Source organism: Delftia sp. DT-2 (genome assembly GCF_028401915.1).
GTDB lineage: Bacteria > Pseudomonadota > Gammaproteobacteria > Burkholderiales > Burkholderiaceae_C > Comamonas > Comamonas tsuruhatensis.
On sequence record NZ_JAQOTI010000003.1, the window covers coordinates 135,394 to 159,110 of the forward strand.

The 23,717-nt window shown below is 69.4% G+C and carries 17 protein-coding genes and 1 pseudogene; 13 read left to right on the plus strand and 5 right to left on the minus strand.

The window, feature by feature from the left end; genetic code table 11:
* Window positions 1-323 precede the first annotated feature (323 nt).
* The 4 genes and pseudogenes from PO605_RS30960 to PO605_RS05550 all read left to right on the plus strand — a co-directional run bounded on the left by PO605_RS30960 (window position 324) and on the right by PO605_RS05550 (window position 4,825).
* Window positions 324-1,471, plus strand: a pseudogene (locus tag PO605_RS30960) (PDDEXK nuclease domain-containing protein).
* A 198-nt stretch (window positions 1,472-1,669) separates the two neighbouring features.
* Window positions 1,670-2,620, plus strand: coding sequence for an NUDIX hydrolase (locus PO605_RS05540; RefSeq protein ID WP_013804059.1), 951 nt, complete (start codon window positions 1,670-1,672; stop codon window positions 2,618-2,620).
* 124 nt (window positions 2,621-2,744) lie between these two features.
* Window positions 2,745-3,626 carry a carboxylating nicotinate-nucleotide diphosphorylase gene (gene nadC, locus PO605_RS05545; protein ID WP_047474403.1) on the plus strand — a complete coding sequence of 294 codons (882 nt, stop codon included), beginning with the start codon at window positions 2,745-2,747 and terminating at the stop codon, window positions 3,624-3,626.
* A gap of 194 nt (window positions 3,627-3,820) precedes the next feature.
* Window positions 3,821-4,825, plus strand: a complete 1,005-nt coding sequence (locus PO605_RS05550) for a tripartite tricarboxylate transporter substrate-binding protein (protein WP_016453172.1) — start codon at window positions 3,821-3,823, stop codon at window positions 4,823-4,825.
* Between the two features lie 37 nt (window positions 4,826-4,862).
* On the opposite strand, the gene PO605_RS05555 is transcribed toward PO605_RS05550, so the two are convergent.
* Both PO605_RS05555 and PO605_RS05560 read right to left on the minus strand, forming a co-directional pair.
* A complete protein-coding gene (locus PO605_RS05555) occupies window positions 4,863-5,645 on the minus strand; it encodes a 3-hydroxybutyrate dehydrogenase (RefSeq protein ID WP_012203473.1) in 783 nt (260 codons plus the stop codon).
* 157 nt (window positions 5,646-5,802) lie between these two features.
* Entirely contained in the window at window positions 5,803-6,732 is a 930-nt protein-coding gene (locus PO605_RS05560; RefSeq protein ID WP_016453174.1) for a LysR family transcriptional regulator, read from the minus strand.
* A 130-nt stretch (window positions 6,733-6,862) separates the two neighbouring features.
* On the opposite strand from PO605_RS05560, the gene mdlC reads away from it, so the two are divergent.
* The 9 genes from mdlC (at window position 6,863) to PO605_RS05605 (ending at window position 19,647) form a co-directional block, all read left to right on the plus strand.
* A complete protein-coding gene (gene mdlC, locus PO605_RS05565) occupies window positions 6,863-8,509 on the plus strand; it encodes a benzoylformate decarboxylase (RefSeq protein ID WP_442874696.1) in 1,647 nt (548 codons plus the stop codon).
* 29 nt (window positions 8,510-8,538) lie between these two features.
* Window positions 8,539-9,477, plus strand: coding sequence for a ketopantoate reductase family protein (locus PO605_RS05570; protein WP_074922769.1), 939 nt, complete (start codon window positions 8,539-8,541; stop codon window positions 9,475-9,477).
* A gap of 42 nt (window positions 9,478-9,519) precedes the next feature.
* Entirely contained in the window at window positions 9,520-10,494 is a 975-nt protein-coding gene (locus PO605_RS05575; RefSeq protein WP_272206170.1) for a Bug family tripartite tricarboxylate transporter substrate binding protein, read from the plus strand.
* Window positions 10,495-10,562: 68 nt separating this feature from the next.
* A complete protein-coding gene (locus PO605_RS05580) occupies window positions 10,563-11,561 on the plus strand; it encodes a Bug family tripartite tricarboxylate transporter substrate binding protein (RefSeq protein WP_016447958.1) in 999 nt (332 codons plus the stop codon).
* Window positions 11,562-12,002: 441 nt separating this feature from the next.
* The gene (locus tag PO605_RS05585; RefSeq protein ID WP_272206171.1) at window positions 12,003-13,202 is read left to right on the plus strand and encodes an efflux RND transporter periplasmic adaptor subunit; all 1,200 of its coding nucleotides are present in this window, start codon (window positions 12,003-12,005) and stop codon (window positions 13,200-13,202) included.
* On the plus strand, window positions 13,199-16,372 hold the full coding sequence (locus PO605_RS05590) for an efflux RND transporter permease subunit (protein WP_272206172.1): 3,174 nt from the start codon (window positions 13,199-13,201) through the stop codon (window positions 16,370-16,372). Before PO605_RS05585 ends, PO605_RS05590 begins: the two co-directional genes overlap by 4 nt.
* Before the next feature lie 11 nt (window positions 16,373-16,383).
* Window positions 16,384-17,703: a TolC family protein gene (locus tag PO605_RS05595; RefSeq protein WP_272206173.1), complete on the plus strand. Its 1,320-nt coding sequence runs from the start codon at window positions 16,384-16,386 to the stop codon at window positions 17,701-17,703.
* A 218-nt stretch (window positions 17,704-17,921) separates the two neighbouring features.
* Window positions 17,922-19,022 carry a sensor histidine kinase gene (locus PO605_RS05600; RefSeq protein ID WP_272206174.1) on the plus strand — a complete coding sequence of 367 codons (1,101 nt, stop codon included), beginning with the start codon at window positions 17,922-17,924 and terminating at the stop codon, window positions 19,020-19,022.
* Window positions 19,015-19,647 (plus strand): response regulator transcription factor, encoded by a 633-nt coding sequence (locus tag PO605_RS05605; protein ID WP_272206175.1) that lies wholly within the window; start codon window positions 19,015-19,017, stop codon window positions 19,645-19,647. The genes PO605_RS05600 and PO605_RS05605 overlap by 8 nt, the downstream gene beginning before the upstream one ends.
* Window positions 19,648-19,697: 50 nt before the next feature.
* Here PO605_RS05605 and PO605_RS05610 read toward each other — a convergent pair whose 3' ends face one another.
* From PO605_RS05610 to PO605_RS05620, 3 genes are read right to left on the minus strand one after another with little or no spacing between them, the layout of a single operon-like run.
* Window positions 19,698-21,350: an MFS transporter gene (locus PO605_RS05610; RefSeq protein WP_272206176.1), complete on the minus strand. Its 1,653-nt coding sequence runs from the start codon at window positions 21,348-21,350 to the stop codon at window positions 19,698-19,700.
* Window positions 21,340-21,783 carry a DoxX family protein gene (locus tag PO605_RS05615; RefSeq protein ID WP_193615990.1) on the minus strand — a complete coding sequence of 148 codons (444 nt, stop codon included), beginning with the start codon at window positions 21,781-21,783 and terminating at the stop codon, window positions 21,340-21,342. Before PO605_RS05615 ends, PO605_RS05610 begins: the two co-directional genes overlap by 11 nt.
* A gap of 23 nt (window positions 21,784-21,806) precedes the next feature.
* Complete coding sequence (locus PO605_RS05620) at window positions 21,807-23,705, minus strand: amidohydrolase (RefSeq protein WP_047471102.1); 1,899 nt, start codon at window positions 23,703-23,705, stop codon at window positions 21,807-21,809.
* Window positions 23,706-23,717 lie beyond the last annotated feature (12 nt).

The following is a 23,717-nucleotide window of genomic DNA, read 5'->3' on the forward strand; positions in this document are numbered from 1 at the left end:
CGGGAATGCAAGGCAGATGCTCCGTGGGGGCCTGGACATTGAACTTCCGATCGTGCCGGATCGCTCTGCAGAGGCCCAGGCTGTTTCGGAGCGAGCGCCGTAAGATGACCCGTCGTCACCCGACAGGGTGAAAAGACAGGCCCGAGCACGGTAACGCCAGCAAGAAAGGAATCACGTCCTATGGATAAGCAGGCGCTTGGCGAACGCGATATCTGTACCAAGTTCATCACGCAGGCTATGGAAAAGGCTGGATGGGACGCCCGGACCGAGGTGCGCGAAGAATTCCCTCCGGACGGACTCAGGGCCACCAGCGGGGGCGCAGTATGAGCACCCACCTGCCCGCCGACTATCCGGCGCTGCTGGCCGATATCAAGCAGCGTGTCCGCCATGCCCAGACGCGGGCCATGCTGGCGGTCAATGCCGAATTGATCCGCCTGTATTGGGATATCGGGGCACTGATCGACCAGCGCCAGAAGCGGGAAGGCTGGGGTGCCGCAGTCATCCCTCGGCTGGCCAGGGATCTGCACAACGAACTGCCGGAGGAAAAGGTTTTTCCGAGCGCAACATCAAGCGCATGCTGGCTTTTTATCGCGAGTATCCCTCTCTGGCTGCCACAGCCGGGAGCACAGAGAAAGTGCCACAGGCCGTGGCACAACTTGCCCCCAGCGAAAAAGTGCCACAGGCTGTGGCACAAAGCCGCCTGGCGCCGGGGGTGGCGGCAGATGGCGCACAGGTGTTTTCTCCTGATGTTCTGCTGTCCCTGCCGTGGGGCCACCATGCCGAGCTGATCGCCAAGGTCAAGGAGCCGGGCGCACGCCATTGGTACATGTGCGCAGCCATCGAAAACGGATGGAGCCGCAGTGTCCTGCTGATGCAGATCGAGACAGCCGCGCACCTGCGACAAGGCAGAGCTGCCAGCAACTTCGCCTTGCGCCTGCCTCCGCCGGATTCCGACCTGGTACAGCAAACGCTCAAGGACCCTTACCTGTTCGACTTCCTGACGCTGGAATCAGGTTTCCATGAGCGTGAGTTGGAAACCGGTCTGATCACCCATCTGGAAAAATTTCTCCTGGAGCTGGGTCAGGGCTTCGCCTTTGTGGGGCGCCAATACCACCTGGACCTTGCCGGAGACGATTTCTACATAGACCTGCTGTTCTACCATCTCAAGCTGCGTTGCTACGTGGTCATCGACCTCAAGCGGGGCGATTTCAAGCCGGAATACGCGGGCAAGATGAACTTCTACTGCAACGTTGTGGACGACAGGTTGCGACACGCAACCGACCAACCCACCATCGGTTTGATCCTGTGCCAGAAACCCAATCACGTGCTGGCCGAGTATGCGCTGCGCGGCGTGGACAAGCCCATCGGCGTTTCCGGTTTCGAGCTCACCCGTGCCTTGCCAAAAACCCTGCAAAGCAGCCTGCCCAGCATCGAACAGATCGAGCGCGAGCTGGGAGGCGGGCATGAATGAGCACACCGCCGGGTTGCTGGAAAAGTACCTGCGACAGCTCGAACGCCGCGGGTAGTCATGCGATAGAAAAACACGCCAGCGCTCAACAGGTTGAATTTGACCGTCCGATGGCCCGTGGCGGTCTGCTGTGCCGGGCTCGAAGCCGCCCCTGCAACCCACCATAATCACCCATCCCGCCAACCGACCTCCCTCACCTTCGTGCCCCACCCCACCAGTCCCGCAGCCTCTCCCATCCATGCCGAACTCGTTGCCGTGCTGGCGGCGGTGACCCAGGGCACACCGCGCGTGCTGACCACGGCGGACGGGCAGTTGCTGCCGGCGGGGCCGTTCGAGGTGGGGCACCGTTCGCTGCAGGCCGGCCTGCGCGCCTGGGTGGAGGAGCAGACCCATCACCCGCTGGGCTACATGGAGCAGCTCTACACCTTTGCCGATGGCGATCGCACCGATGCCAGCGGGGCGCGCGTGATCTCGGTCAGCTACCTGGGGCTGACGCGCGAATCCGCGGACCGCAGCGCGGGGCAGGCCGTCTGGCAGGACTGGTACCGCTACTTTCCCTGGGAAGACTGGCGCGGCGGCGAGCCGGCCCTGCTGCGCTCCCACATCGCTCCGCGCCTGCATGCCTGGATGGCCGAGGCGCGCGGCGCCCAGCGTGCGCTGCGGCGCCAGCGCGCGGACATCGCCTTCGGCCTGGACGGCGGGCCCTGGAACGAGGACATGGTGCTGCAGCGCTACGAGCTGCTGTACGAGGCCGGACTGGTGCAGGAGGCGGCCCACCGCGTCCATGGCGCGGCCGCCATGCTGCCTGGCGAGGCCATGCACCACGACCACCGCCGCATCCTGGCCACGGGCATGGCGCGGCTGCGCGCCAAGATCAAGTACCGGCCCGTGGTGTTCGAGCTGATGCCGCCCGAGTTCACGCTGCTGCAGCTGCAGCAGACGGTGGAGGCCCTGGCCGGGCGCGGGCTGCACAAGCAGAACTTCCGCCGCCTGATCGAGCAGCAGGATCTGGTCGAGGAAACCGGCCAGCTCACGGTGGGCTCGGCGGGCCGGCCGGCCAAGCTGTTCCGCTTTCGCAGCGATGTGCTGCTGGAGCGGGCCATCTCCGGCAGCAAGCTGCCGCTGGCCAAGGGCATCGACGGTTCCCCCTGAGCTGCACGGTACTTGCCCGATTGTGACAATGGCTTGACAGCACTTATGCTCGTATCTAGCATAAGTTCCTCGCTCAAGCCCGCAAGGCCGCGCGCCACATTTTTTTGACCTACATATACTCAAAATGAGCATTAATACTGCCAATGCCCTCAGTGCCCGCCTGTCTGTGCCGCCGCTGCCCGACCTGATGCTGGAGCCGCTGGTGCGCTCGGCCCTGCTGGAGGACCTGGGCCGCGCGGGCGACCTGACCACGGATGCCATCGTCCCTGCGGACGCGCAGGCCGAACTGCGCCTGGTGGCGCGCCAGGAGGGCGTGCTGGCCGGGCTGGACATGGCGCGGCTGGCGTTCCGTGCGCTGGATGCGCAGTCGCGTTTCGAGCCGGTGCTGCGCGATGGCAGCGAACTGGCGCCCGGCCAGGAGATCGCGCGCATCCACGGCAGCGCGCGCGCCATCCTCACCGCCGAGCGCGTGGCGCTCAACTACCTGTGCCACCTGAGCGGTGTGGCCACGGCCACGGCATCGATCGCGCGGGCCATCGCCGATACGGGCGCACGCGTGACCTGCACGCGCAAGACCATGCCGGGCCTGCGCGCGCTGCAGAAGTACGCGGTGCGCGTGGGTGGCGGCAGCAATCACCGCTTCGGCCTGGACGATGCCGTGCTGATCAAGGACAACCACATCGCGCTGGCCGGCGGCGTGGCCGAAGCCCTGGCCCGGGCGCGCGCGGGCGTGGGCCACATGGTGCAGATCCAGCTGGAGGTGGACACGCTGGAGCAGCTGGAGGTGGCGCTGTCCCTGGGCGTGGAAGTGGTGCTGCTGGACAACATGGACCTGGACACGCTGCGCACGGCCGTCTCCATGGCGCGCGGGCGCGCGGTGACCGAAGCCTCGGGCCGCATCACGCCCGAGACGGCGCGCGCCGTGGCCGAGACCGGCGTGGACCAGATCGCCGTGGGCTGGATCACGCACAGCGCCCGGGTTCTCGACATCGGCCTTGACACCTGAAATGAGGCACCCCCTGAGCCGCTGCGCGGCTTCCCCCGTGTGCACGGCACCCTCTCTCGCTGCGCGGGAGGGGGGCGTCCGGGCAACCGGCGACACCCTGGCTGCGGGGCGGCGCGGCCGGCTCAGGCCCTTGCTCGGTGTCCCTGAGTTGGGCTGCGCCGGTTTTTTGCACCTAGCCCAGTGGAGCAGTTGCCATGTTTTTTGAAGGGTGTACCTTGAAGCGACGAAGACTCTGGACGCTGGCGGCCTGCGCGCTGCTGGCGGGCGCATCGGGGCTGTGGCTGGCGGCGCCGGGCAAGGCCGGCACGCGCCTGGAGCGGCCCATCACCATCGTCGTGACGTTTCCGCCGGGCGGCGGCACGGACCTGCTGGCGCGGCGCCTGGGCGAGCAGCTGCAGCAGCGCCTGGGCCAGACCGTGGTGGTGGAGAACCGTCCCGGCGCCAGCGGCAACATCGGCGCCCATGCCGTGGCCCAGGCCGCAGCGGACGGCAGCACCTTGCTGATGGCCAACAGCTCGTTCGCCATCAACCCCGGTGTCTACGAACGCCTGGACTTCGACCCGCGCAAGGACTTCACGGCAGTGTTCAACGCCGGCTCCATCGCCTCGGTGCTGGTCGTGCCTGCAGACAGTGCGCTGCAGACGCTGGAGGATGCGCTGGCCCAGGCGCGCCAGGAACGGCCGCTGCTGTTCGCCTCCTGCGGCAACGGCACGCCCCAGCACCTGGCCGGCGAAATGCTGGCCCGGGAGGCGAAGCGCTTTGTGCAGCATGTGCCCTACAAGGGCTGCGGCCCGGCCATCACGGCCGTGGCGGCAGGCCAGGTGGCGGCGGGCATGGTCACGGCCAGCAGTGCTGCGGCCATGATCGCTGCAGGCCGCGTGCGCGCCCTGGCCGTCACGGCGCCGCAGCGACTGCCGCAGCTGGCCGGCGTTCCCACGGTGGCCGAGCGCGGCCTGCCGGGCTTTGCGGTGGAGCAGTGGCATGGCCTGCTGGCACCTGCCGCCACGCCCCGGGCCACGGTGCAGGCATTGCATGACACGCTGGAGCAGGCGCTGGCCGATCCCGCCGTCAGCGCTGGCTTGCGCGACCAGGGCTACACCCTGGCGCGGCAGACACCGGGCCAATTCCAGGCGCTGATCGCGGCCGACATCGACCGCTATGCGGCTGTGACCCGGGCGCTGGGCCTGAAGGCCGATTGAGGGCCAGAGAAGAGCCCGAGAAGAGCCGATTGGCGACTTACTGCATGAACCAGCCGTGGCTGACCACCAGCGACTGGCCGGTCAGCGCATTGCTGGGAAAGCCCGCGAAGAGCAGGGCCACGCGGGCCACGTCCTCGGTGGTGGTGAACTCGCCGTCCACGGTTTCCTTGAGCATCACGTTCTTGATGACCTCGTCCTCGCTGATGCCCAGCGTGCGGGCCTGCTCGGGAATCTGCTTGTCCACCAGCGGCGTGCGCACGAAGCCCGGGCAGATCACATTGGCGCGCACGCCGTGCTTGGCGCCTTCCTTGGCCACGGTCTTGGCCAGCCCGATCAGGCCGTGCTTGGCCGTGACATAGGGCGCCTTGAGCAGCGAGGCCTCCTTGGAGTGCACCGATCCCATGTAGATCACGCTGCCGCCGCGGCCCTGCGCATACATGTGCTTGAGGCAGGCGCGCGTGGTGAGGAAGGCGCCGTCCAGGTGGATGGCCAGCATCTTCTTCCAGTCGGCAAAGCTGAATTCCTCCACCGGATGCACGATCTGTATCCCGGCATTGCTGACCAGGATGTCGATGCCGCCGAAGGCCCGGGCGGCCTCCTCGACCGAGGCGTTGACCTGGGCCTCGTCGGTCACGTCCACGGCCACGCCCATGGCCTGCGCTCCCGTGGCGCGCAGCTCGGCCGCCGTGGCGTCGGCTGCCTCCTTGTTGAGGTCGGCAATGACGATGCGCGCGCCCTCGCTGGCGAACAGCGTGGCGATCTCCTTGCCGATGCCGCTGGCCGAGCCGGTGATGAAGGCGACCTTGTCCTTGAGTTGCATGGTGAGTCTTTCCTGGAGAGTGGATGAAACAGGCCGGTGCCCATCTTCGGCGGGGCCGGCCGCGTGCCCTTGTCGGCGCAGGGACCAGTCTGGCGCCGGTTTCTTAGACGAAACTGAGTCGGCAGGCCCGCAAGTCATGCCCGTGACGACCGGCCCTTCAGGGCGCGGCGGCCTCGCGGTGCCGGGGCTGCTGGAACAGCTCGCAGACCAGTTCGCGCAGCCAGCGCTTGGCCGGTTCCTGTTCGAAGCGCCAGCTCCAGTGCAGCGACACGTCGAAGCGGTGATCGGGCAGGTCGGCATCGCGCACCGCATAGCCGCCGCGCTCGACAAAGCCGGCCGCGATCTCGGCCGGCATGATCACCGCCAGGTCGGTCTTGCCCACGATGGAGGGCACGGCCATGAAATGCGCGGCCGACAGGCGGATGCGCTCATCGAGCCGCAGCGCCTGCAGGATGCGCAGCGTCTCCGAATGCGAGCGCACGGCCGCGAAATCCAGCTGGCGCAGCGTGGCCAGCGCCAGTGGCGCGTCTTCGGGCAGGTGCGCCAGCGCGGGGTGGCCGCTGCGCAGCAGCACGCCGTAGTGGTCGGACAGCAGCACGGTCTGCCGGGTCCGCGTGCCACCCGGCAGAAAGCCGATGGCGATGTCCAGCGTGCCCCGGTCCAGCGCATCGGCAATGCCGTCCAGCGGCATGGGCAGGGTCTCCAGCTGCACATGCGGGGCGCGCTGGTGCAGCGCCTGCATCAGCGGCGGCAGAAAGCGCGCCTCGCCGATGTCGCTCAGGTGGATGCGAAAGCGCTGGCGCGCCTGCAGCGGCTCGAAGCTCTGGGCCTCGGACATGGCCACTTCCAGCACCTCCAGCGCCTGGCGCACGGCCAGCGCCAGGCGCTCGGCACGCGGCGTGGGGCGCACGCCTGCGTGCGCGCGCTCGAACAGCGGATTGCCCAGCAGCAGGCGCAGCCGCGTCACGGCCTGGCTGGCGGCGGGCTGAGACATGCCCAGCTCCTCGGCCGCGCGGCTGACGCTGCAGTGGCGGTACACGGCGTCAAAGACGCGCAGCAGGTTGAGGTCCAGGTTCTTGATATCCATTTGGTGAATATCTCTTAGATAGTTTATTCAATTGCTGGAAATCATAAGCGCCTGCACCATGGGCACCGACTTCCATGGCCACCGCGCGGCACGCACCGGGCGGCCGGCCCATTTCCCAGGAGACCCCATCTTGCAAGCACCCACCACACCGCGCAGCCAGCCCGCCGAGGCATCCTCTTCCACCGCGACCTGCACCGCGACCTACACCGTGCGCCATGCCGTGATCGCCATGCTGCGCGAGCTGGGCATGACGCGCATCTTCGGCAACCCGGGCTCGACCGAGCTGCCGCTGTTCCGCGACTACCCCGAAGACTTCTCCTATGTGCTGGGCCTGCAGGAAACCGTGGTCGTGGGCATGGCCGACGGCCACGCCCAGGCCACGCGCAATGCCAGCTTCGTGAACCTGCACTCGGCCGCGGGCGTGGGCCACGCCATGGCCAACATCTTCACGGCCTTCAAGAACCGCACGCCCCTGGTGATCACGGCGGGCCAGCAGGCGCGCTCGCTGCTGCAGTTCGACCCCTTCCTGCACTCCAACCAGGCCGCCGAGCTGCCCAAGCCCTATGTGAAGTGGAGCTGCGAGCCCGCGCGCGCCGAAGACGTGCCCCAGGCGCTGGCGCGCGCCTACTACATCGCCATGCAGGAGCCGCGCGGCCCCGTGCTGGTCTCCATTCCCGCCGATGACTGGGACAAGCCGGCCGAGCCCGTCACGCTGCGCCATGTGGGCTTCGAGACGCTGCCCGATCCGCGCACGCTGGACCTTATCGGCGATGCGCTGGATGCGGCGCGTGCCCCGGCCCTGGTCGTGGGCGCGGCCGTGGACCGGGCCCAGGGCTGGGATGCCGTGGTCGCGCTGGCCGAGCGCCACCAGGCCCGCGTCTTCGTGGCCCCCATGAGCGGGCGCTGCAGCTTCCCCGAGGACCATCCGCTGTTCGCCGGCTTCCTGCCCGCCATGCGCGAGCGCATCGTGCAGCTGCTGTCCGGCCATGACGTGGTCTTCGCCGTGGGCGCGGCCGCCTTCACCTACCACGTGGAAGGCGAGGGCCCGCACATCCCCGAAGGCACGGCGCTCTACCAGCTGATCGAAGACCCGGCCATTGCCGCCTGGGCCCCCGTGGGCACGGCCGCCGTGGGCAATGTGCGCATGGGCGTGGAGGAGCTGCTGCAGCGTCCCGCGCCCGCACCGCGCCAGGCGCCCGCACCCCGGCCCGCAGCGCCCGTGCCGGCCGCGCCCGCCGCAGGCGAGCGCATGTCGGTGGCCTTTGCCATGCACACGCTGGCCCAGGTGCGAGACCGCCACAGCATCGTGGTGGAAGAGGCGCCCAGCTCGCGCTCCACCATCCAGACCTATTTGCCCATCTTCCATTCGGGCACCTTCTACACCATGTGCAGCGGCGGCCTGGGCCACAGCATGCCGGCCGCCGTGGGCGTGGCACTGGCGCAGCCCGAGGCGAAGGTGGTCGCCGTCATCGGCGACGGCTCGGCCATGTATGCCATCCAGGCCCTCTGGAGTGCAGCCCAGCTGCGCCTGCCCATCAGCTTCGTGATCCTCAAGAACCGCCGCTACGCGGCGCTGCAGGATTTCGCCCATGTCTTCGGCTACCGCGAGGGCGAGAAGGTCGAGGGCACGGAACTGCCCGACATCGACTTCGTGGCGCTGGCGCGTGGCCAGGGCTGCGACGGCGTGCATGTGGAGAACGCCGCCGAGCTGTCCGATGTGTTGGCCCGCGCGCTGGCCCATCCCAAGCCCATCGTGGTCGAGGTCGAGGTCGCCTGAGCGCAGGCCCCGGGACAGGAGACAAAGCCATGGAAAACACAAGAAGCATAGGCATCCTCGGCGCAGGCGCCATGGGCACCCTGTTCGGGGCGCGGCTGGCCCGCATCGGCCTGGACGTGACCCTGGTCGACGTGAACGACGAGCTGCTGCAGGCCCTGAACCGCGATGGCGCGCGCTGCCACACCGATGAGGGGCTGCTGCAGGCCCGCGTGCAGGCCGCGCGGGCCGAGCAGCTCACGGCGGGGCCCGCGCTGTGGCTGGTCTTCACCAAGTCGGCCCATACGCGCGCTGCACTGCAGGGCATCGCCCACCTCATCGGGCCGGACACGCATTTCCTGAGCCTGCAAAACGGCATAGGCCATGCCGATGTGTTGCGTGAAATGGTGCCGCTCGAACGCATCGCCGTGGGCGTGACCACCTGGCCTGCGCGCGTGATGTCGCCGGGCGAGGTCAGCTCCATGGGGCAGGGCGGTATCCGCTTCATGCCTTGCGATGGCCAGCGCAGCGCGGTCTTCGACCTGCTGGCGGACGACCTCAACCGCGCAGGCATGCATTGCCGCATCGACCCGCAGGTGCAGGAAGCCATCTGGGAAAAGCTGGCCTTCAATGCCGCCTTCAACGGCGTGTGCGCCGTGACGCGCCAGACCGTGGACGGACTGGCCAATCCGCAGGGCGAGGCCCTGCTGCAGCGCGTGCTGGACGAGGTGCTGTCCGTCGCCCATGCCCATGGCGTCGCCGCCAGTGCCGAGCGCGTGGGCGCGGCCGTGCGCGATGCGCTGGACCACCACCGGGGCCACCAGCCCTCGATGCTGCAGGACCTGCTGGCCGGCCGTGCCACCGAGACGGGCGCCATCCACGGCGCCGTGCTGCAGGTGGCCGACCGGCTGGGCATTGCCGTGCCCGTGACGCGCACGCTGCATGCACTGGTCAGCCTGTCGGAGAACGCGGGCGCCGTCGCACCGCGCTGAACGCGCTCAAGGCAAAACGAGCCACTACAACAAGGAGACAAGATGCTGCGCAGACAAGCACTCAAGGCCGCACTGGCCATAGGCGCCCCGCCCCTGCTGGGCATGGGCACGGCACACGCCCAGACCGGCAAGCCCGTCGAATGGGTGGTGGGCTTTGCCGCAGGCGGCGGCTCGGACGCCGTGGCGCGCGGCGTGGCCGAAGTCTGGGGCAAGGCCCTGGGCCGCACCGTGGTCGTCATGAACAAGCCCGGTGCAGGCACCAACATCGCCGCCGAATACGCGGCGCGCACGCGCGAGCTGGGCAGCCTGGTCTTCACGGCCGACTTCGCCACGCTGGCGGCCAACCCCCACCTGTTTCGCAAGCTGGCCTACAACGCCGAGAAGGACTTCGTGCCCATCGGCCTGCTGGCGCGCTTTCCGCTGTTCCTCGTGGTCGGCAACCAGCTGCCGGTGCACAACCTGCAGGAGTTCACGCAGTGGGTGAAGGCCCAGCCAGGCCCCGTCAGCTACGGCAGCCCGGGCCTGGGCACGCCCCACCACCTGGCCACCGAACTGCTGGCCCAGCGCCTGGGCGTGAAGATGTCCCATGTGCCCTATCGCGGCGCGGGGCCGGCCCTGATCGATGTGATCGGCGGCCAGATCCCCTTCATGCTGGCCGACAGCGCGGCGGCGGCCCAGCACATTGCGGCCGGCAAGCTGCGTGTCATCGGCGTGGCCAGCGCCGAGCGTCTCAAGAACCACCCGGGCGTGCCCACGCTGGCCGAGCAGGGCGTGAAGGATTTCGAGGCCCATGCATGGCAGGGCCTGGTGGCGCCGGCCGGCACGGACGACGCCACCGTGCAGGCCTGGTCCGTGGCGCTGCAGCAGGCGCTGCGCTCGCCTGCGGTGCTGGCGCGCTTCGAGGCGCTGTCGCTGGAGCCGCTGCCCGGCACGCCTGCGCAGATGCGCGACTACTGGCGCAGCGAAAGCCGGCGCTGGGGCCAGGTCATCGAGTCGGCGGGCATTCGGCTGGACTGATTGCAGCCCCGCCGCCGCCGGGCTCCCATCACGCTTTCAAGAATTCACAACCCAAGGAGACACAGTTCATGCACAAGACAACCCCCTTCAGCCGCTGGCGCCGCCTGGGCCTGCTGGCCCTGCTGGGCGCGACGGCCTCGGTCCCTGCGCTGGCGCAGAAGGCCGGCGACAAATGGCCCGAGCGCCCCGTGCGCCTGGTGGTGAACTTCGCGCCCGGCGGCGCGGCCGATGTGCTGGCACGCGCCATTACGCCCACCATGTCCCAGGTGCTGGGCCAGTCGGTGGTGGTGGACAACAAGCCCGGCGCGGGCGGCAACATCGGCATCAGCGAAACCGTGCGCGCGCCCAAGGATGGCTACACGCTGCTGCTCAGCTCGGGCGGGGCCATCACCATCAACCCGATGATCTACAGCAAGCTGGCCTTCAATCCCGAAAAGGACTTGACGCCCGTGGCTGCCGTGGCGCGCGTGCATGTGTTCCTGGAGACCAATCCCGCCGTGCCCGCCACCAACGTGGCCGAGTTCATCAAGCACCTGAAGGCCAACCCCGGCAAGCTGTCCTACGGCTCGCCGGGCCAGGGCAGCTCGCCGCACCTGGCCGGCGAGATGTTCAAGCGCATGGCCGGTGTCGATGCCGTGCACGCCCCCTACAAGGGCGCGGGCCCGGCGCTCAGCGACGTGCTCAGCGGGCAGCTGCAGTTCTGGTTCGACCCGGGTCCGGGCCTCAAGCAGGTCGAGGCCGGCAAGCTGCGCCTGCTGGCCATCGGCAGCCCGCACCGCTCGCCGCAGTACCCCAACGTGCCCACGCTGGCCGAAAGCGGCCTGCCGGGCTTTGATGCGGACACGCTGTTCGGCCTCTACGCGCCCACGGGCACGCCCGAATCGGTGATCGAGGCCGTTCGCACTGCCGTGGCCAAGGCGCTGGAGCAAAAGAACGTCAACGACGTCATCCTCACCCTGGGCGCCACGCCCGCGCCCCTGAGCCGCAAGGCCTTCATCGACCACCACGCCACCGAGCGCGAGCGCTTCGGCGAACTGGTGAAAGCCATCGGCCTGAAAGTGGACTGAGCTTTCCTGCAGGCCATCGCCCGCAAGCCGCCCGCTCCGCGCTGGCGGCTTTTTTCTTTCCGGGCGGGGCCTATGTGGCCGGGCCGATCGGGCCAGGTGCCGGCCATCTTCTATACCAAGGTATATCCCGCATCCACCAATGAACAGGCCAGCCTTCCCAACAAAGGCTGGCCGCAGGCACTTTCGCCTTTGATAATTCCGGGCACATATTGCACTGCAGCAAACAGGGCTCCCGGCCTGTACGGGGACTGCGCCACCCACACGCAAAGGAGTACCCCATGGACCCCGATCCTGATTCCGATCCTGCCAGGCGCTGCCGCGCCGCCCCTTTCCGCCTTTCCCTTCTTCCATTTCTTGATCTGCCCGGACCTGGGCGGAGGCCTGTGATCGCCTGAAGGGGCGAGAGGTCTGCGCGGGTCCGTGGCGCCCGGAGACCTCAGGATGACCCGCTTTCTCGCTTCCGAACGACCAGGCCGACCCCATGGCCTGCACCAGCGCCATCCCTTGCTGGCGGCTGCATGGCCTGTGGGCGGGCTGCTGATCAGCGTGGCCATGGCCGCCTGCAACGGCCCGGCCGAAACCCAGGCTGCAGTGGCAACCCCCGCCACCGCCGCCCCGCAGCCGGCTCCCGTGCGCCGCGAAGGCAACCTCATCGTGGTGCCCGAAGGCTCGCCGCTGCGCGAGCGCCTGCAGGTGGCCGAGATCGCGCTGCAGCCGCTGCAGACCCGCCTGTCGGCCCCCGCCACCATCGAGGCCGAGCCTGAAAAGCTGGTCCGCATCACGCCGCCGGTGGCGGGCCGCCTGGTGCGCCTGCACCACCAGCTGGGGGATGCGGTGAAGGCCGGCGATGCGCTGATCACCATGGACTCCTCCGAGATCTCCAGCGTGCGTGCCGAGCACGCCAAGGCCCAGGCCGCGCTGTTACACGCGCGCCAGGAGTTCGACCGCCAGAAGCTGCTGTTCGATGTCGAGATCGCCGCGCGCAAGGACTACGAGGCCGCGCAGCAGGCGCTGGCCGCAGCAGGTGCCGATGCGCGAGCCGCCTCCGACCACCTGTCCCAGCTGGGTGCGGCCGTGCAGGAAGGCTCGCGCGGCAGCTACGTGGTCAAGTCGCCCATCAGCGGCCGCGTGGTCGAGATGGCGGGCTCGCAGGGCGGCTACTGGAACGATGTGAATGCCTCCGTCATGACCGTGGCCGACCTGCGCAAGGTCTGGCTCAGCGCCAGCGTCAGCGAGCGCGACCTGGCCCATGTGGACGTGGGCCAGCAGGCCCACATCGCGCTGGCCGCCTATCCCGACCTGCAGCTGCAGGGCCGCGTGCAGTACGTGGGCGAGCTGGTGGACACCGCCACGCGCAGCGTCAAGGTGCGCGTGGCCGTGGACAACCCCGAAGGGCGGCTGCGCCCCGGCATGTTTGCGCGCGTGGGCTTCGACGCCCCGGCGCGCCAGGCCGTGATGGTGCCGGCCGCGGCCCTGCTGCAGGGCCAGGTCAGCACGCGCGTCTTCGTGGACAGGGGCGGCTGGCGCTTCGAGCCGCGCGACGTGCAGGTCGGCGCGCAGCAGGACGGCCAGGCCGAGATCCTCTCGGGCCTGGCGGCCGGCGAGCGCGTGGTGGTCAACGGGGGAGTGCTGCTGCAATGATCGAGCGCATCGTCAACATCGGCTTTTCGCGCCGCGGCGTGGTCTGGCTGGTCTTTTGCTTCGCGGCCCTGTATGGCGTGTTCAGCTGGAAGCAGCTGCCGCTGGAGGCCTATCCCGACATTGCCGACGTGACCTCGCAGATCGTCACCCAGGTGCCAGGCCTTGCGGCCGAGGAGATCGAGCAGCAGATCACCATCCCGCTGGAGCGCGCCCTGCTGGCCACGCCCGGCATGCACGTGCTGCGCTCGCGCAGCCTGTTCGCGCTGTCCCTGATCACCGTGGTCTTCGAGGACGGCGTGGACGGCTACTGGGCGCGCCAGCGCCTGAAGGAGCGCATCGACGAGGTCACGCTGCCCTATGGTGCCCGCGCTGGGCTGGACCCCTACAGCTCGCCCACGGGCGAGGTCTACCGCTACACGCTGGAAAGCCCCGTGCGCAGCCTGCGCGAGCTGTCCGAGCTGCAGCAATGGGTGGTGATCCCGCGCCTGAAGAAGGCCCAGTCCGTGGTGGACGTGACCAACTTCGGCGGCCTGACCACGCAGTTCATGCTGGAGCTGGACCCCGCGCGGCTGCTGCAGTACGGGCTGGCGCTGTCCCAGGTGGTCGAGGCCATCAATGCCAACAACGCCAGCGGCGGCGGCAGCGTCATCGACCGGGGCGATGTCTCCTATGTGGTGCGCGGCGTGGGCCTGCTGGGCTCGCTGGACGACATGGGCAACGTGGTCGTCAAGACCACGGACAGCGGCACGCCCGTGCTGGTCAAGGACCTGGGGCGGCTGACCTACGGCAACGTGGAGCGGCGCGGCATCCTGGGCAAGGACGGCAACTCCGACACCCTGCAGGGCATCGTGCTGCTGCTCAAGGGCTCCAACCCCTCGCAGGCGCTGGAGGGCATCCATGCCGCCGTGGAGGAGCTCAACGGCAAGCTGCTGCCGCCCGACGTGAAGGTCGTGCCCTACCTGGACCGCACCACGCTGATCGAGCGCACCACCCACACCGTGGGCAAGACCCTGGCCGAAGGCCTGATCGTCGTGACCCTGGTGCTGCTGGTCTTCCTGGGCAGCCCGCGCGCGGCGCTGATCGTGGCGCTGACCATTCCCATGGCGCTGCTGCTGGCCTTCATCTTCATGCACCACGCGAAGATTCCGGCCAACCTGCTGTCGCTGGGCGCCATCGACTTCGGCATCCTGGTGGACGGGGCCGTGGTCGTGGTCGAGAACATCCTGCGGCGCCGCGAGGCCGACCAGAACCGGCCGCTCACGCCCAGGGACGCCATCACGGCCACGCTGCAGGTGGCGCGGCCCATCTTCTTCGGCATGTGCGTGATCGCGGCCGCCTACCTGCCGCTGTTCGCCTTCGAGCGCATCGAGTACAAGCTGTTCTCGCCCATGGCCAGCGCCGTGGGCGCGGCCCTGGTGGGGGCGCTGGCCGTGGCCCTGCTGCTCACGCCGGCCCTGGCCTGGCTGGCCTTCCGCAGGCCGCGCAGGATCTTCCACAACCCCGTGCTGCACCGGCTGGGCGTGGGCTATGACCGCTTCCTGGGCGCGGCCGTGGGCCGCGTGCGCTGGCTGGCGGGGGCCGTGGCGGCCTCGCTGCTGGCGCTGGGCGTGCTGGCCGGCACCATGGGCCGCGACTTCCTGCCGTACCTGGACGAAGGCTCCATCTGGCTGCAGGTGCAGATGCCGCCCGGCATCACGCTGGACAAGGCGCGCGACATGGCCGACGCGCTGCGCAGCGCCGCACTGGAGTTCCCCGAGGTCTCCTACATCGTCACCCAGACCGGGCGCAACGATGACGGCACCGACTACTGGACGCCCTCGCACATCGAGGCCAGCGTGGGCCTGCATCCCTATGGCGAATGGAAGTCGGGCCTGACCAAGCAGCAGCTGATCGCGAAGATGGCCGCGCGCTTCGACCAGTTGCCCGGCTACTCCGTGGGTTTCATGCAGCCCATGATCGACGGCGTGCAGGACAAGCTGTCCGGCGCGCACAGCGACCTCACGGTAAAGGTCTTCGGCCAGGACCTGGCCGAAGACCGGCGCGTGGCCGATGCCCTGGTGGCCGTGCTGGAGAAAGTGCCCGGCGCGGCCGATGTGGCCGTGGACGTGGAGCCGCCGCTGCCCAACCTGCGCATTGCGCTGGACCGCGCCGCTGCCGCGCGCTACGGCATCAATGCCTCCGACGTGGCGCAGCTCATCTCCACCGGCGTGGGCGGGGCCTCCATCGGCCAGCTCTACGTGGGCGAGCGCAGCTACGACATGGCCGTGCGCTTCACGCCCGACACGCGCAGCAGCCCCGAGGCCATCGGCGCGCTGCGCCTGTCGGCCGCCAATGGCGCCCAGGTGCCGCTGGCCGACGTGGCGCGCATCACCACCACCGTGGGCCAGAGCGTCATCGTGCGCGAGGGCGGGGAGCGCCACATCCTCGTCAAGCTCAATGTGCGCGGCCGCGACCTGGCGGGCTTCCTCAAGGATGCGCACACCGCCATCGACCAGCACCTGGACTACGACCGCCAGAAGCTGCACATCGAGTGGGGCGGCCAGTTCGAGAACCTGCAGCGTGCCGAGGCGCGGCTGCTCATGATCCTGCCGCTGACGCTGGGCATCATGCTGGTGCTGCTGTTCGGCGAGTTCGGCAACCTGCGCCAGCCGCTGCTGGTGCTGGGCGTGGTGCCGCTGGCCATGATCGGCGGCTTTGCGGGCCTGCACCTGCGCGGCATGACGCTCAACGTCTCCAGCGCCGTGGGCTTCATCGCGCTGTTCGGCGTGGCCGTGCTCTCGGGCGTGCTCATGGTCTCGCAGATCAACCGGCTGCGCCGCGAGGACGGCCTGGGCCTGCGCGAAGCCGTGCTCGAAGGCGCCTCCAGCCGCATGCGCCCCGTGCTGATGACGGCCACCGTCGCCGCCTTCGGCCTCACGCCGGCCATGCTGGCCACGGGCCTGGGCAGCGACGTGCAGCGGCCCCTGGCCACGGTCGTGGTCTGCGGCCTGTTCAGCGCCACCTTGCTGACCCTGCTGCTGCTGCCCAACCTCTACTACGTGATCGAGGCCCGTGCCGTCCGCGCGGCCGAGCGCCGCCAGCGTCGTGCCGCTGAACGCGGTGAGAGTGGCGATCCGGATGCCGCCGAGGACGAGGGCGGGCATCGCACCGCAACGAGCCAACCCCATTGATGCGAGTCGCCATGCAAACGACCCCTTTCTTCCCCAGGCAGGCCCTGGCCCTGCTGCTGTGCCTTGGCGCCGCAGCCCAGGCGCAGACGGCGCCGTCCGCCGGCCTGCGCTTTTCCGACTACCTCAACGCCGTGGAGCAGCACAGCCCCCTGCTGCGCTCGGAGGAGCAGGGCGTGGAATCCGCGCGTGCCGGCATCGGCATCGCCGGCATACGCCCCGACCCCAGCCTCACGCTGGGCGCCTCGCGCGAGCAGGTGCGCACCGGCCAGCCCCGGCCCACCACGCGCAACTACGAGATCAGCATGGAGCTGGAGACGGGCGGCAAGCGCGCCGCGCGCATCCAGTCCGCACGCAGCCAGGTGCGCCTGTCCGAGGCCGGCCTTGAAGGCGTGCGCAGCCAGCTTTTCTCCGATGCCGCCCAGGACTACACCCAGGCCTGCCGCGACTCGCTGGCGCTGGAGCGCAAGCAGCAGACGCTGAAGGCGCTGGGCGACGTGGTGCAGGCCAACGAGCTGCGGCGCAAGGCCGGCGACATAGGCGGCGTGGAATGGCTGCAGTCGCGCGTGGAGCGCGACCGCTTCCAGGCCGAGGTGGTGCAGGCGCGCGCCGAGGCGCAGACCGCGCGGCTGGCGCTGTCCGTCCCGCTGGGGCGCCGCCTGTCCGAAGTCTTTGCCAGCGACACGCTGCAATGCGGCTTCATGGAATTGGCCGAAGACTCGGGGCTGGAGGATGCCGACGCCCTGGTCGCCCAGGCGCTGCAGTCGCGCGCCGAGGTGCGCATCGCCCAGGCGGCGCTGGAGCATGCGCGCGACAACGCGGGCCTGGCCCGGGCCAACCGCTGGGTCAATCCCACGCTGGCGGTGGGCATGGCCGCCGTGCCGTCCACGGCGGCCGGCACCGATGCCCAGGGCAATCCCTTCGATGGCGGCGGGCGCTCGCGCACGCTGTCGGTCTCGGTCAGCGTGCCGCTGCCGCTGTCGCGCCTGGACCGGGGCGACCTGGTGCAGGCCGAGGCGGCCGTCACCCAGGCCATGCTGGCCCTGCAGCAGGCCCAGAACCGGGCCGAGGCCGATGTGCGCGGCGCGCGCTTTCGCCTGAGCGCCGCGCGCGAGAACGTGCAGCGCTACCGCGACGGCGTGTTGCGCGATGCGCAGCGCGTGCTCGAAGGCATGCGCCTGTCCTACCGGCATGGCGAGGCTTCGCTGCTGGAGCTGCTGTCCGCCCAGCGCTCGGCCGACGAGGCCTACCTGGGATCGCTGGAGGCAGAGACCGAGCTGGCCAAGGCCACGGTGGAGCTCCAACTGAGCGTGGGCCGCCGGCCAGTGTTGTGAACCCCCTGAGCCGCTGCGCGGCTTCCCCCTCTCTCGCTGCGCGGGAGGGGGACGACACCTTCGGTGCGGGGCGGCGCGGCCGGCCCAGGCCCTTCCTCGGTGTCCCTTGTTTTGGGTCGCGCCAGTATCGTACGGTTCGGGTATAGCTTGCATTCAGGTGCAGCGGCTTCTTGAATGAGAATTGGCAGCTGACAGTCCATTCCTTTTCCCTGCACGCCATGACCACCGCTCTGCGCCGCTTTCCCCATTGGCCCCGGGCCCTGATCCTGGCGGCCATGGGCGTCGCCATGGCCGCGATCTTCGCGCTGGACACGCTGACCGACTACGCCGTGGCGGCCGCCGTGTTCCACACCGCCATCATCCTGGTGGCGGTGCGCTGGTTCAGCCCGCGCGTGGTCATCGGCCTCACGGCGCTGTGCATCGTGCTGACCCTGGCCAGCTTTGCGCTCACGCCTGCCGGTGCCTATCGCACCGGACTGATCAACATGGTGATCAGCATCCTGGCCATTGCCATCACGGCCTATCTGGGCCTGAAGATGGTGGCGGCCCAGAACGCGGCCCATGCGGCGCGCACCCAGCTGATGCGCGTCACCCAGACCACCAGCCTGGGGCAGTTGACGGCCTCCATCGCCCATGAGGTCAACCAGCCGCTGGCGGCCATCGTCACCAGCGGCAACGCCTGCCAGCGCTGGCTGGCCCAGGAGCCGCCCAACCTCACCAAGGCCGGCCAGGCGCTGGAGCGCATCCTGGGCGATGCGCAGCGCGCCAGCGATGTCATCGCCCGCATCCGCAGCATGGCACGCGGAGACGCACCCAGCCGGCAGTCCTTCGACCTCAACGAGGCCGTGCGCGAAATGGCCCGCCTGTCCGTCGCAGAGCTGGACCGGCGCGGCGTGGCCCTGGACCTGCAGCTGGCGACCGCGCTGCAGCCGGCCTGGGCCGACCGCGTGCAGATCCAGCAGGTGCTGGCCAACCTGCTGCTCAATGCCATGGACGCCATGCAGCACACACCGGCCGCGCAGCGGCGCATCGCCATCGCCACGCAGGCCCTGGGCCAGCAGCTGGTGCTGACCGTGGCCGATGTGGGCGAAGGCCTGTCGCCGCTGGCCCGCACCCACCTGTTCGATGCCTTCTGGACCACCAAGCCCGACGGCATGGGCCTGGGCCTGAACATCTGCCGCCACATGGCCGAGGCCAACGGCGGCCGCATCTGGGCCACGGACCGCGAGGACGGGCGCGGGGGCACGGCTTTTCACGTCACCATCGCCTGCGCCCCGGCCACGGGCGACAGGCCTTCCACGGGATTGCGCCATGGCTGAACCCTCCACCGCCGAAGCCGAGGCACTGGTCTACATCGTCGATGACGACCCCTCGGTGCGCGCAGCCATCGAGGACCTGCTGGCCTCGGTGGGCCTGTGCGTGCGCGCCTTCGGCGCCACGCGCGAGTTTCTGGACCACTGGCAGCCGCCGCAGGGACCGGCCTGCCTGGTGCTGGACATCCGCATGCCGGGGCAAAGCGGCATGGACTTCCGGCGCCAGATGCTGGAGCTGGGCCTGCGGCTGCCCACCATCTTCATCACCGGCCATGGCGACATTCCCATGAGCGTGGAGGCCATGAAGACCGGCGCCATCGAGTTCCTGACCAAGCCCTTCCGCGACCAGGACCTGCTCGACGCCATCCAGCAGGGCGTTGCCCTGGACCGGCAGCGCCGTGCGCTGGACGCCGGCCAACAGGCGCTGCACGCCTGCTGGCAGTCGCTGTCGCCCGGCGAGCAGGAAGTGGTCGTGGGCGTGGTGCGCGGCCTGCTGAACAAGCAGATCGCGGCAGACCTGGGCGTGAGCGAAATCACGGTCAAGGTGCGCCGCAGCCAGGCCATGCGCAAAATGCAGGTGCGCACGCTGGCCGACCTGGTGCGTGCGCTGGAGCGGCTGGATATCCGCTGAGGTGTCCTGGCAGGCCGGGCGCAGGCCAGGGGCCGGCCTGCCGCAACGCTTCAGTGGGCGTGGCCGTGCGCCGGTGCCTGCGCAGGCCCGCTTGCGGCACTGGCGGCATCCAGCGCCAGGAAGTGGTGGACCACGGGCCGCCCGGGGCCGATGTGAAAGCGCAGCGCCTGGGCCTGCAGATCGGCATCGGCCTTGGACACGCGCTGGTGCTGGCGCAGATGCTCGGCCCAGGACTCCACCAGGAACCACTCGATCACCCGGCCCGGCTCGCCCGTGTGCTCGGCGATGCCCCAGGCATAGGCGCCATCGCGGCGGCGTTCGCGTGCCACATGCTGCATGGCCTCGATGAAGGCCGGCAGGTCCTGGCGGCGCACCTGGTACTCCACCTGGATCATCACCGGGCCACGGTCATGGGCCACCGGTTCGGCCAGCAGCGGCTCGGGCCAGTGGTTGGAGGCCTGCAGGTCCGCCTCGCCCGTGGGCAGCTTGATGCGGTGGAACACCAGCGAGATGGCCACCAGGCCCGCCGCGCCGATCAGCAGCGCCGTGGGAATGCCCACGCCCTGTGCAAACAGCCCCCAGGCCAGGCTGCCGCCCGCCATGGCGCCGTTGAACACCATCAGGTAGATGGCCAGTCCCCGGCCGCGCACCCAGTTGGGCAGCACCGCCTGGGCCACGCCGTTGAGCGTGGTCAGCGCAATGATCCAGCCCAGGCCCAGCACCAGCATCAGCAGCACGGCGGCCCATTGCGACGGCGCCGTGGACAGCGCGGCCATCACGGCGGCGCTGAGCACGGAGGACAGCAGCACCAGGCCATCGGCATCCAGCCTTTTGCGCAGGCGCGGCAGCACCAGCGCGCCCAGGATGGCGCCTGCGCCCACGGCGCCCAGCATCACGCCGTAAAAGCCTGCCGAGCCGCCCAGCATGCGCCGCGCCACCAGCGGCAGCAGGGCCCAGACCGAGCTGGCGAACAGGAAGAACACGGCGGCGCGCAGCAGCACCACATGCAGCTCGCGGCTGGAGCGGGCATAGCGCAGGCCAGCGCGGAAGGCGCCGAAGAACTGCTCGTTCAGCGCCGATGCCTCGGCCTTGGGACGCTTCCACCAGACCAGCGCGGCGATCACGAACACATAGCTGACCACGTCCGCGCCATAGGCCGCCGCCGCGCCGAAGCTGGCCAGCAGCAGGCCGCCGGCCGCAGGGCCCAGGGCGCGTGCGATGTTGATGCCCAGCGAGTTCAGCGCCACCGCGTTCTTGAGGTCGCTGCGCGGCACCAGCTCGGGCACGATGGACTGCCAGGTCGGCCCCATCAGCGCCGCGCCTATGCCGCCCACGAAGGTCAGCGCCACCAGGTACTCCACGGTCAGCGTGTTGGTGCGTGCCAGCAGCAGCAGGCTGGCGCTGACGGCGGCCAGCAGGATCTGGATGCCGATCAGGAAGCGTCGGCGGTCCAGGATGTCGGACAGCACACCGGCCGGAATCGCCAGCAGGAAGATGGGCAGCGTGGCCGCCGTCTGGATCAGGGCCACGGCGGCCGGGCTGGCCGACAGTTCGGTCACCATCCAGGAGCTGGCCACATCGCGCATGAAGCTGCCGATATTGCCCAGCACCGTGGCCGCCCACAGCACGGCGAACACGGGCTGTCGCAGCGGCGCGAAGCTGCCGGAGGCGGTGGTTGCGGGTGCGCTCGAATCAGCGGTCATGGCGCTCTCCCAGGTCATGCCAGGCGACGAACAGGAAGCCGCCGACCAAGCCCAGATGCTCGAAGAAGGAATTGGCTGCCATGAAGCGTTCCTGCCCTGCGGGAAGCTCCCAGAAGCGCAGCGCGACGAAGGTGGCCAGCAGCGTGAACGCGGCCAGCGCCAGGGCGCCCAGCCAGCGTAGCTGGCCGGTGATGATCATGGCCGAGGCGCCCAGCTCCAGCGCGATCACCAGGACCGCGAACAGCGGTGCCGGCGACAGGCCGAAGTGGGCCATCTCGCCCAGCGCACCGGGAAAGTCGGTGAGCTTGACCAGGCCGCCCTGCAGATAGGCGGCGCACAGGCCCAGGTAGGCCACCAGGCGCACGGCCTGGCTGCCGAACACCGGGCGTGCGGCGGCCGCAAGGCGGCCGGAGAACGTACTGGCTTGGGTCATGGCGGGTGTCATGCGTGTGCTCCTCAGGCCATCCAGCAGGAGCAGCCCAGCGCGCCGAAGAAGCTTCGGGGGTCCGAGGTCGGCACGTTCGATGCCCATGCGTCGGCATGGCTGTGGCCGTGCATGCCGCAGCTGGTGCCGCAGCCGCAGGCCGCCGCCAGGCTGCGGTAGCGCGCGGGGTTGAGCGAGTTCCTGCCAGCGCCCTCGGGCTCGCCCCAGGCGCCGTAGCCGCCAAAGCGCCGCACGGGTGACCAGTCGGGCATGGCCGGCGGCAGGGGGTTGTCGTCATGCTGCTGGAAGGGACCTGCGCCATAGACCACGCGGCCGCCCACCACGGTGAGGTCGGATGTGAGAAACGAGATCTCGTCCTCGGGCACGGCGAAGTAGTCCTTGCTGGGCACGATCATGTCGGCCAGCTGGCCCACCTGGATGCGGCCGCGCAGGCCTTCCTCGTTGGAGAACCAGGCCACGTTCTCGGTCCACATGCGCAACGCGGTCTCGCGGTCCAGCAGGTTGCGCTGGGGGTACATCTGCAGGCCGCCCACGGTCTTGCCCGTCACCATCCACGACAGCGACACCCAGGGGTTGTAGGACGCCACGCGCGTGGCGTCCGTGCCGGCCGAGGTCTTCACGCCGCGCTCCAGGATCTTCTTGACGGGCGGCGTGGCCTCGGTGGCGCGTGCGCCGTAGCGCTCGGTGAAATATTCGCCCTGGTAGGCCATGCGGTGCTGCACGGCCACGCCGCCGCCCAGGGCCGCAATGCGGTCGATGGACTTGTCCGAAATGGTCTCGGCATGGTCGAAGAACCAGTTCAGGCCGTCGATGGGCGTGTCGCGGTGCACCTTCTCGAAGACATCGAGCGCGCGCGAGATGGTCTCGTCATAGGTGGCGTGCAGGCGCCACGGCCATTGGTTCTGCACCAGCACGCGCACCACTTCCTCCAGGTCGCCCTCCATGCTGGGCGGCATGTCGGGGCGCGGCTGGCGGAAGTCCTCGAAGTCGGCGGCCGAGTACACCAGCATCTCGCCCGCGCCGTTGTGGCGGAAATAGTCGTTGCCCTGCTTGTACTTCACGCTTTGCGTCCAGTTGAGGAAGTCGGCCTTCTCCTCCTTGGGCTTTTGCGTGAACAGGTTGTAGGCCAGGCGCACGGTGATCTGGTTGGCCTCGCTGAGCTTCTGGATCACGTCGTAGTCGTCGGGGTAGTTCTGGAAGCCCCCGCCCGCATCGATCACGCCGGTCACGCCCAGGCGGTTGAGTTCGCGCATGAAGTGGCGCGTGGAGTTGACCTGGTAGTCCAGCGGCAGCTTGGGACCCTTGGCCAGCGTGGCATAGAGGATGGTGGCGTTGGGCTTGGCCAGCAGCAGGCCCGTGGGGTTGCCGTTGGCATCGCGCGTGATCTCGCCGCCTGCGGGCTCGGGCGTGTCGCGGGTGTAGCCCACGGCGCGAAGGGCGGCCGCGTTGAGCAGGGCGCGGTCATACAGGTGCAGCAGGAACACCGGCGTGTCGGGCGCGATGGCGTTGATCTCCTCGATGGTGGGCAGGCGCTTTTCCACGAACTGGTGTTCGGTGAAACCGCCGACCACGCGCACCCACTGCGGCGCGGGCGTGTTGGCCACCTGGCGCTTGAGCATGTCCAGCGCATCGGCCAGCGAGCGCACGCCGTCCCAGCGCAGCTCCAGGTTGAAGTTCAGGCCGCCACGGATCACGTGCGTGTGGTTGTCGAACAGGCCGGGCAGCACGCTGCGGCGCTGCAGATCGATGCGGCGCGTGCCGCTGCCGGCCAGGGCCAGCACCTCGGCGTCCGTGCCCACGGCGATGAACCGGCCGTCCTTCACGGCCACGGCGGTGGCCGTGGGCTGGGCCTTGTTCAGGGTGGTGAAGCGGCCGTTGTGGAAGACGACTTCGGGCGTGGAATCGGACATGGAGGCTCCTTG

Excerpts from the sequence above, each read along its gene's own strand:
- PO605_RS05620 (WP_047471102.1), bottom strand. The coding sequence starts at position 23,705 with ATGTCCGATTCCACGCCCGAAGTCGTCTTCCACAACGGCCGCTTCACC.
- PO605_RS05610 (WP_272206176.1), bottom strand. The coding sequence starts at position 21,350 with ATGACCGCTGATTCGAGCGCACCCGCAACCACCGCCTCCGGCAGCTTC.
- PO605_RS05575 (WP_272206170.1), top strand. The coding sequence starts at position 9,520 with ATGCTGCGCAGACAAGCACTCAAGGCCGCACTGGCCATAGGCGCCCCG.
- PO605_RS05555 (WP_012203473.1), bottom strand. The coding sequence starts at position 5,645 with ATGCAACTCAAGGACAAGGTCGCCTTCATCACCGGCTCGGCCAGCGGC.
- PO605_RS05590 (WP_272206172.1), top strand. The coding sequence starts at position 13,199 with ATGATCGAGCGCATCGTCAACATCGGCTTTTCGCGCCGCGGCGTGGTC.
- nadC (WP_047474403.1), top strand. The coding sequence starts at position 2,745 with ATGAGCATTAATACTGCCAATGCCCTCAGTGCCCGCCTGTCTGTGCCG.
- PO605_RS05550 (WP_016453172.1), top strand. The coding sequence starts at position 3,821 with ATGTTTTTTGAAGGGTGTACCTTGAAGCGACGAAGACTCTGGACGCTG.
- PO605_RS05615 (WP_193615990.1), bottom strand. The coding sequence starts at position 21,783 with ATGACCCAAGCCAGTACGTTCTCCGGCCGCCTTGCGGCCGCCGCACGC.
- PO605_RS05605 (WP_272206175.1), top strand. The coding sequence starts at position 19,015 with ATGGCTGAACCCTCCACCGCCGAAGCCGAGGCACTGGTCTACATCGTC.
- PO605_RS05560 (WP_016453174.1), bottom strand. The coding sequence starts at position 6,732 with ATGGATATCAAGAACCTGGACCTCAACCTGCTGCGCGTCTTTGACGCC.
- PO605_RS05595 (WP_272206173.1), top strand. The coding sequence starts at position 16,384 with ATGCAAACGACCCCTTTCTTCCCCAGGCAGGCCCTGGCCCTGCTGCTG.
- PO605_RS05585 (WP_272206171.1), top strand. The coding sequence starts at position 12,003 with ATGACCCGCTTTCTCGCTTCCGAACGACCAGGCCGACCCCATGGCCTG.
- PO605_RS05580 (WP_016447958.1), top strand. The coding sequence starts at position 10,563 with ATGCACAAGACAACCCCCTTCAGCCGCTGGCGCCGCCTGGGCCTGCTG.
- PO605_RS05600 (WP_272206174.1), top strand. The coding sequence starts at position 17,922 with ATGACCACCGCTCTGCGCCGCTTTCCCCATTGGCCCCGGGCCCTGATC.
- PO605_RS05570 (WP_074922769.1), top strand. The coding sequence starts at position 8,539 with ATGGAAAACACAAGAAGCATAGGCATCCTCGGCGCAGGCGCCATGGGC.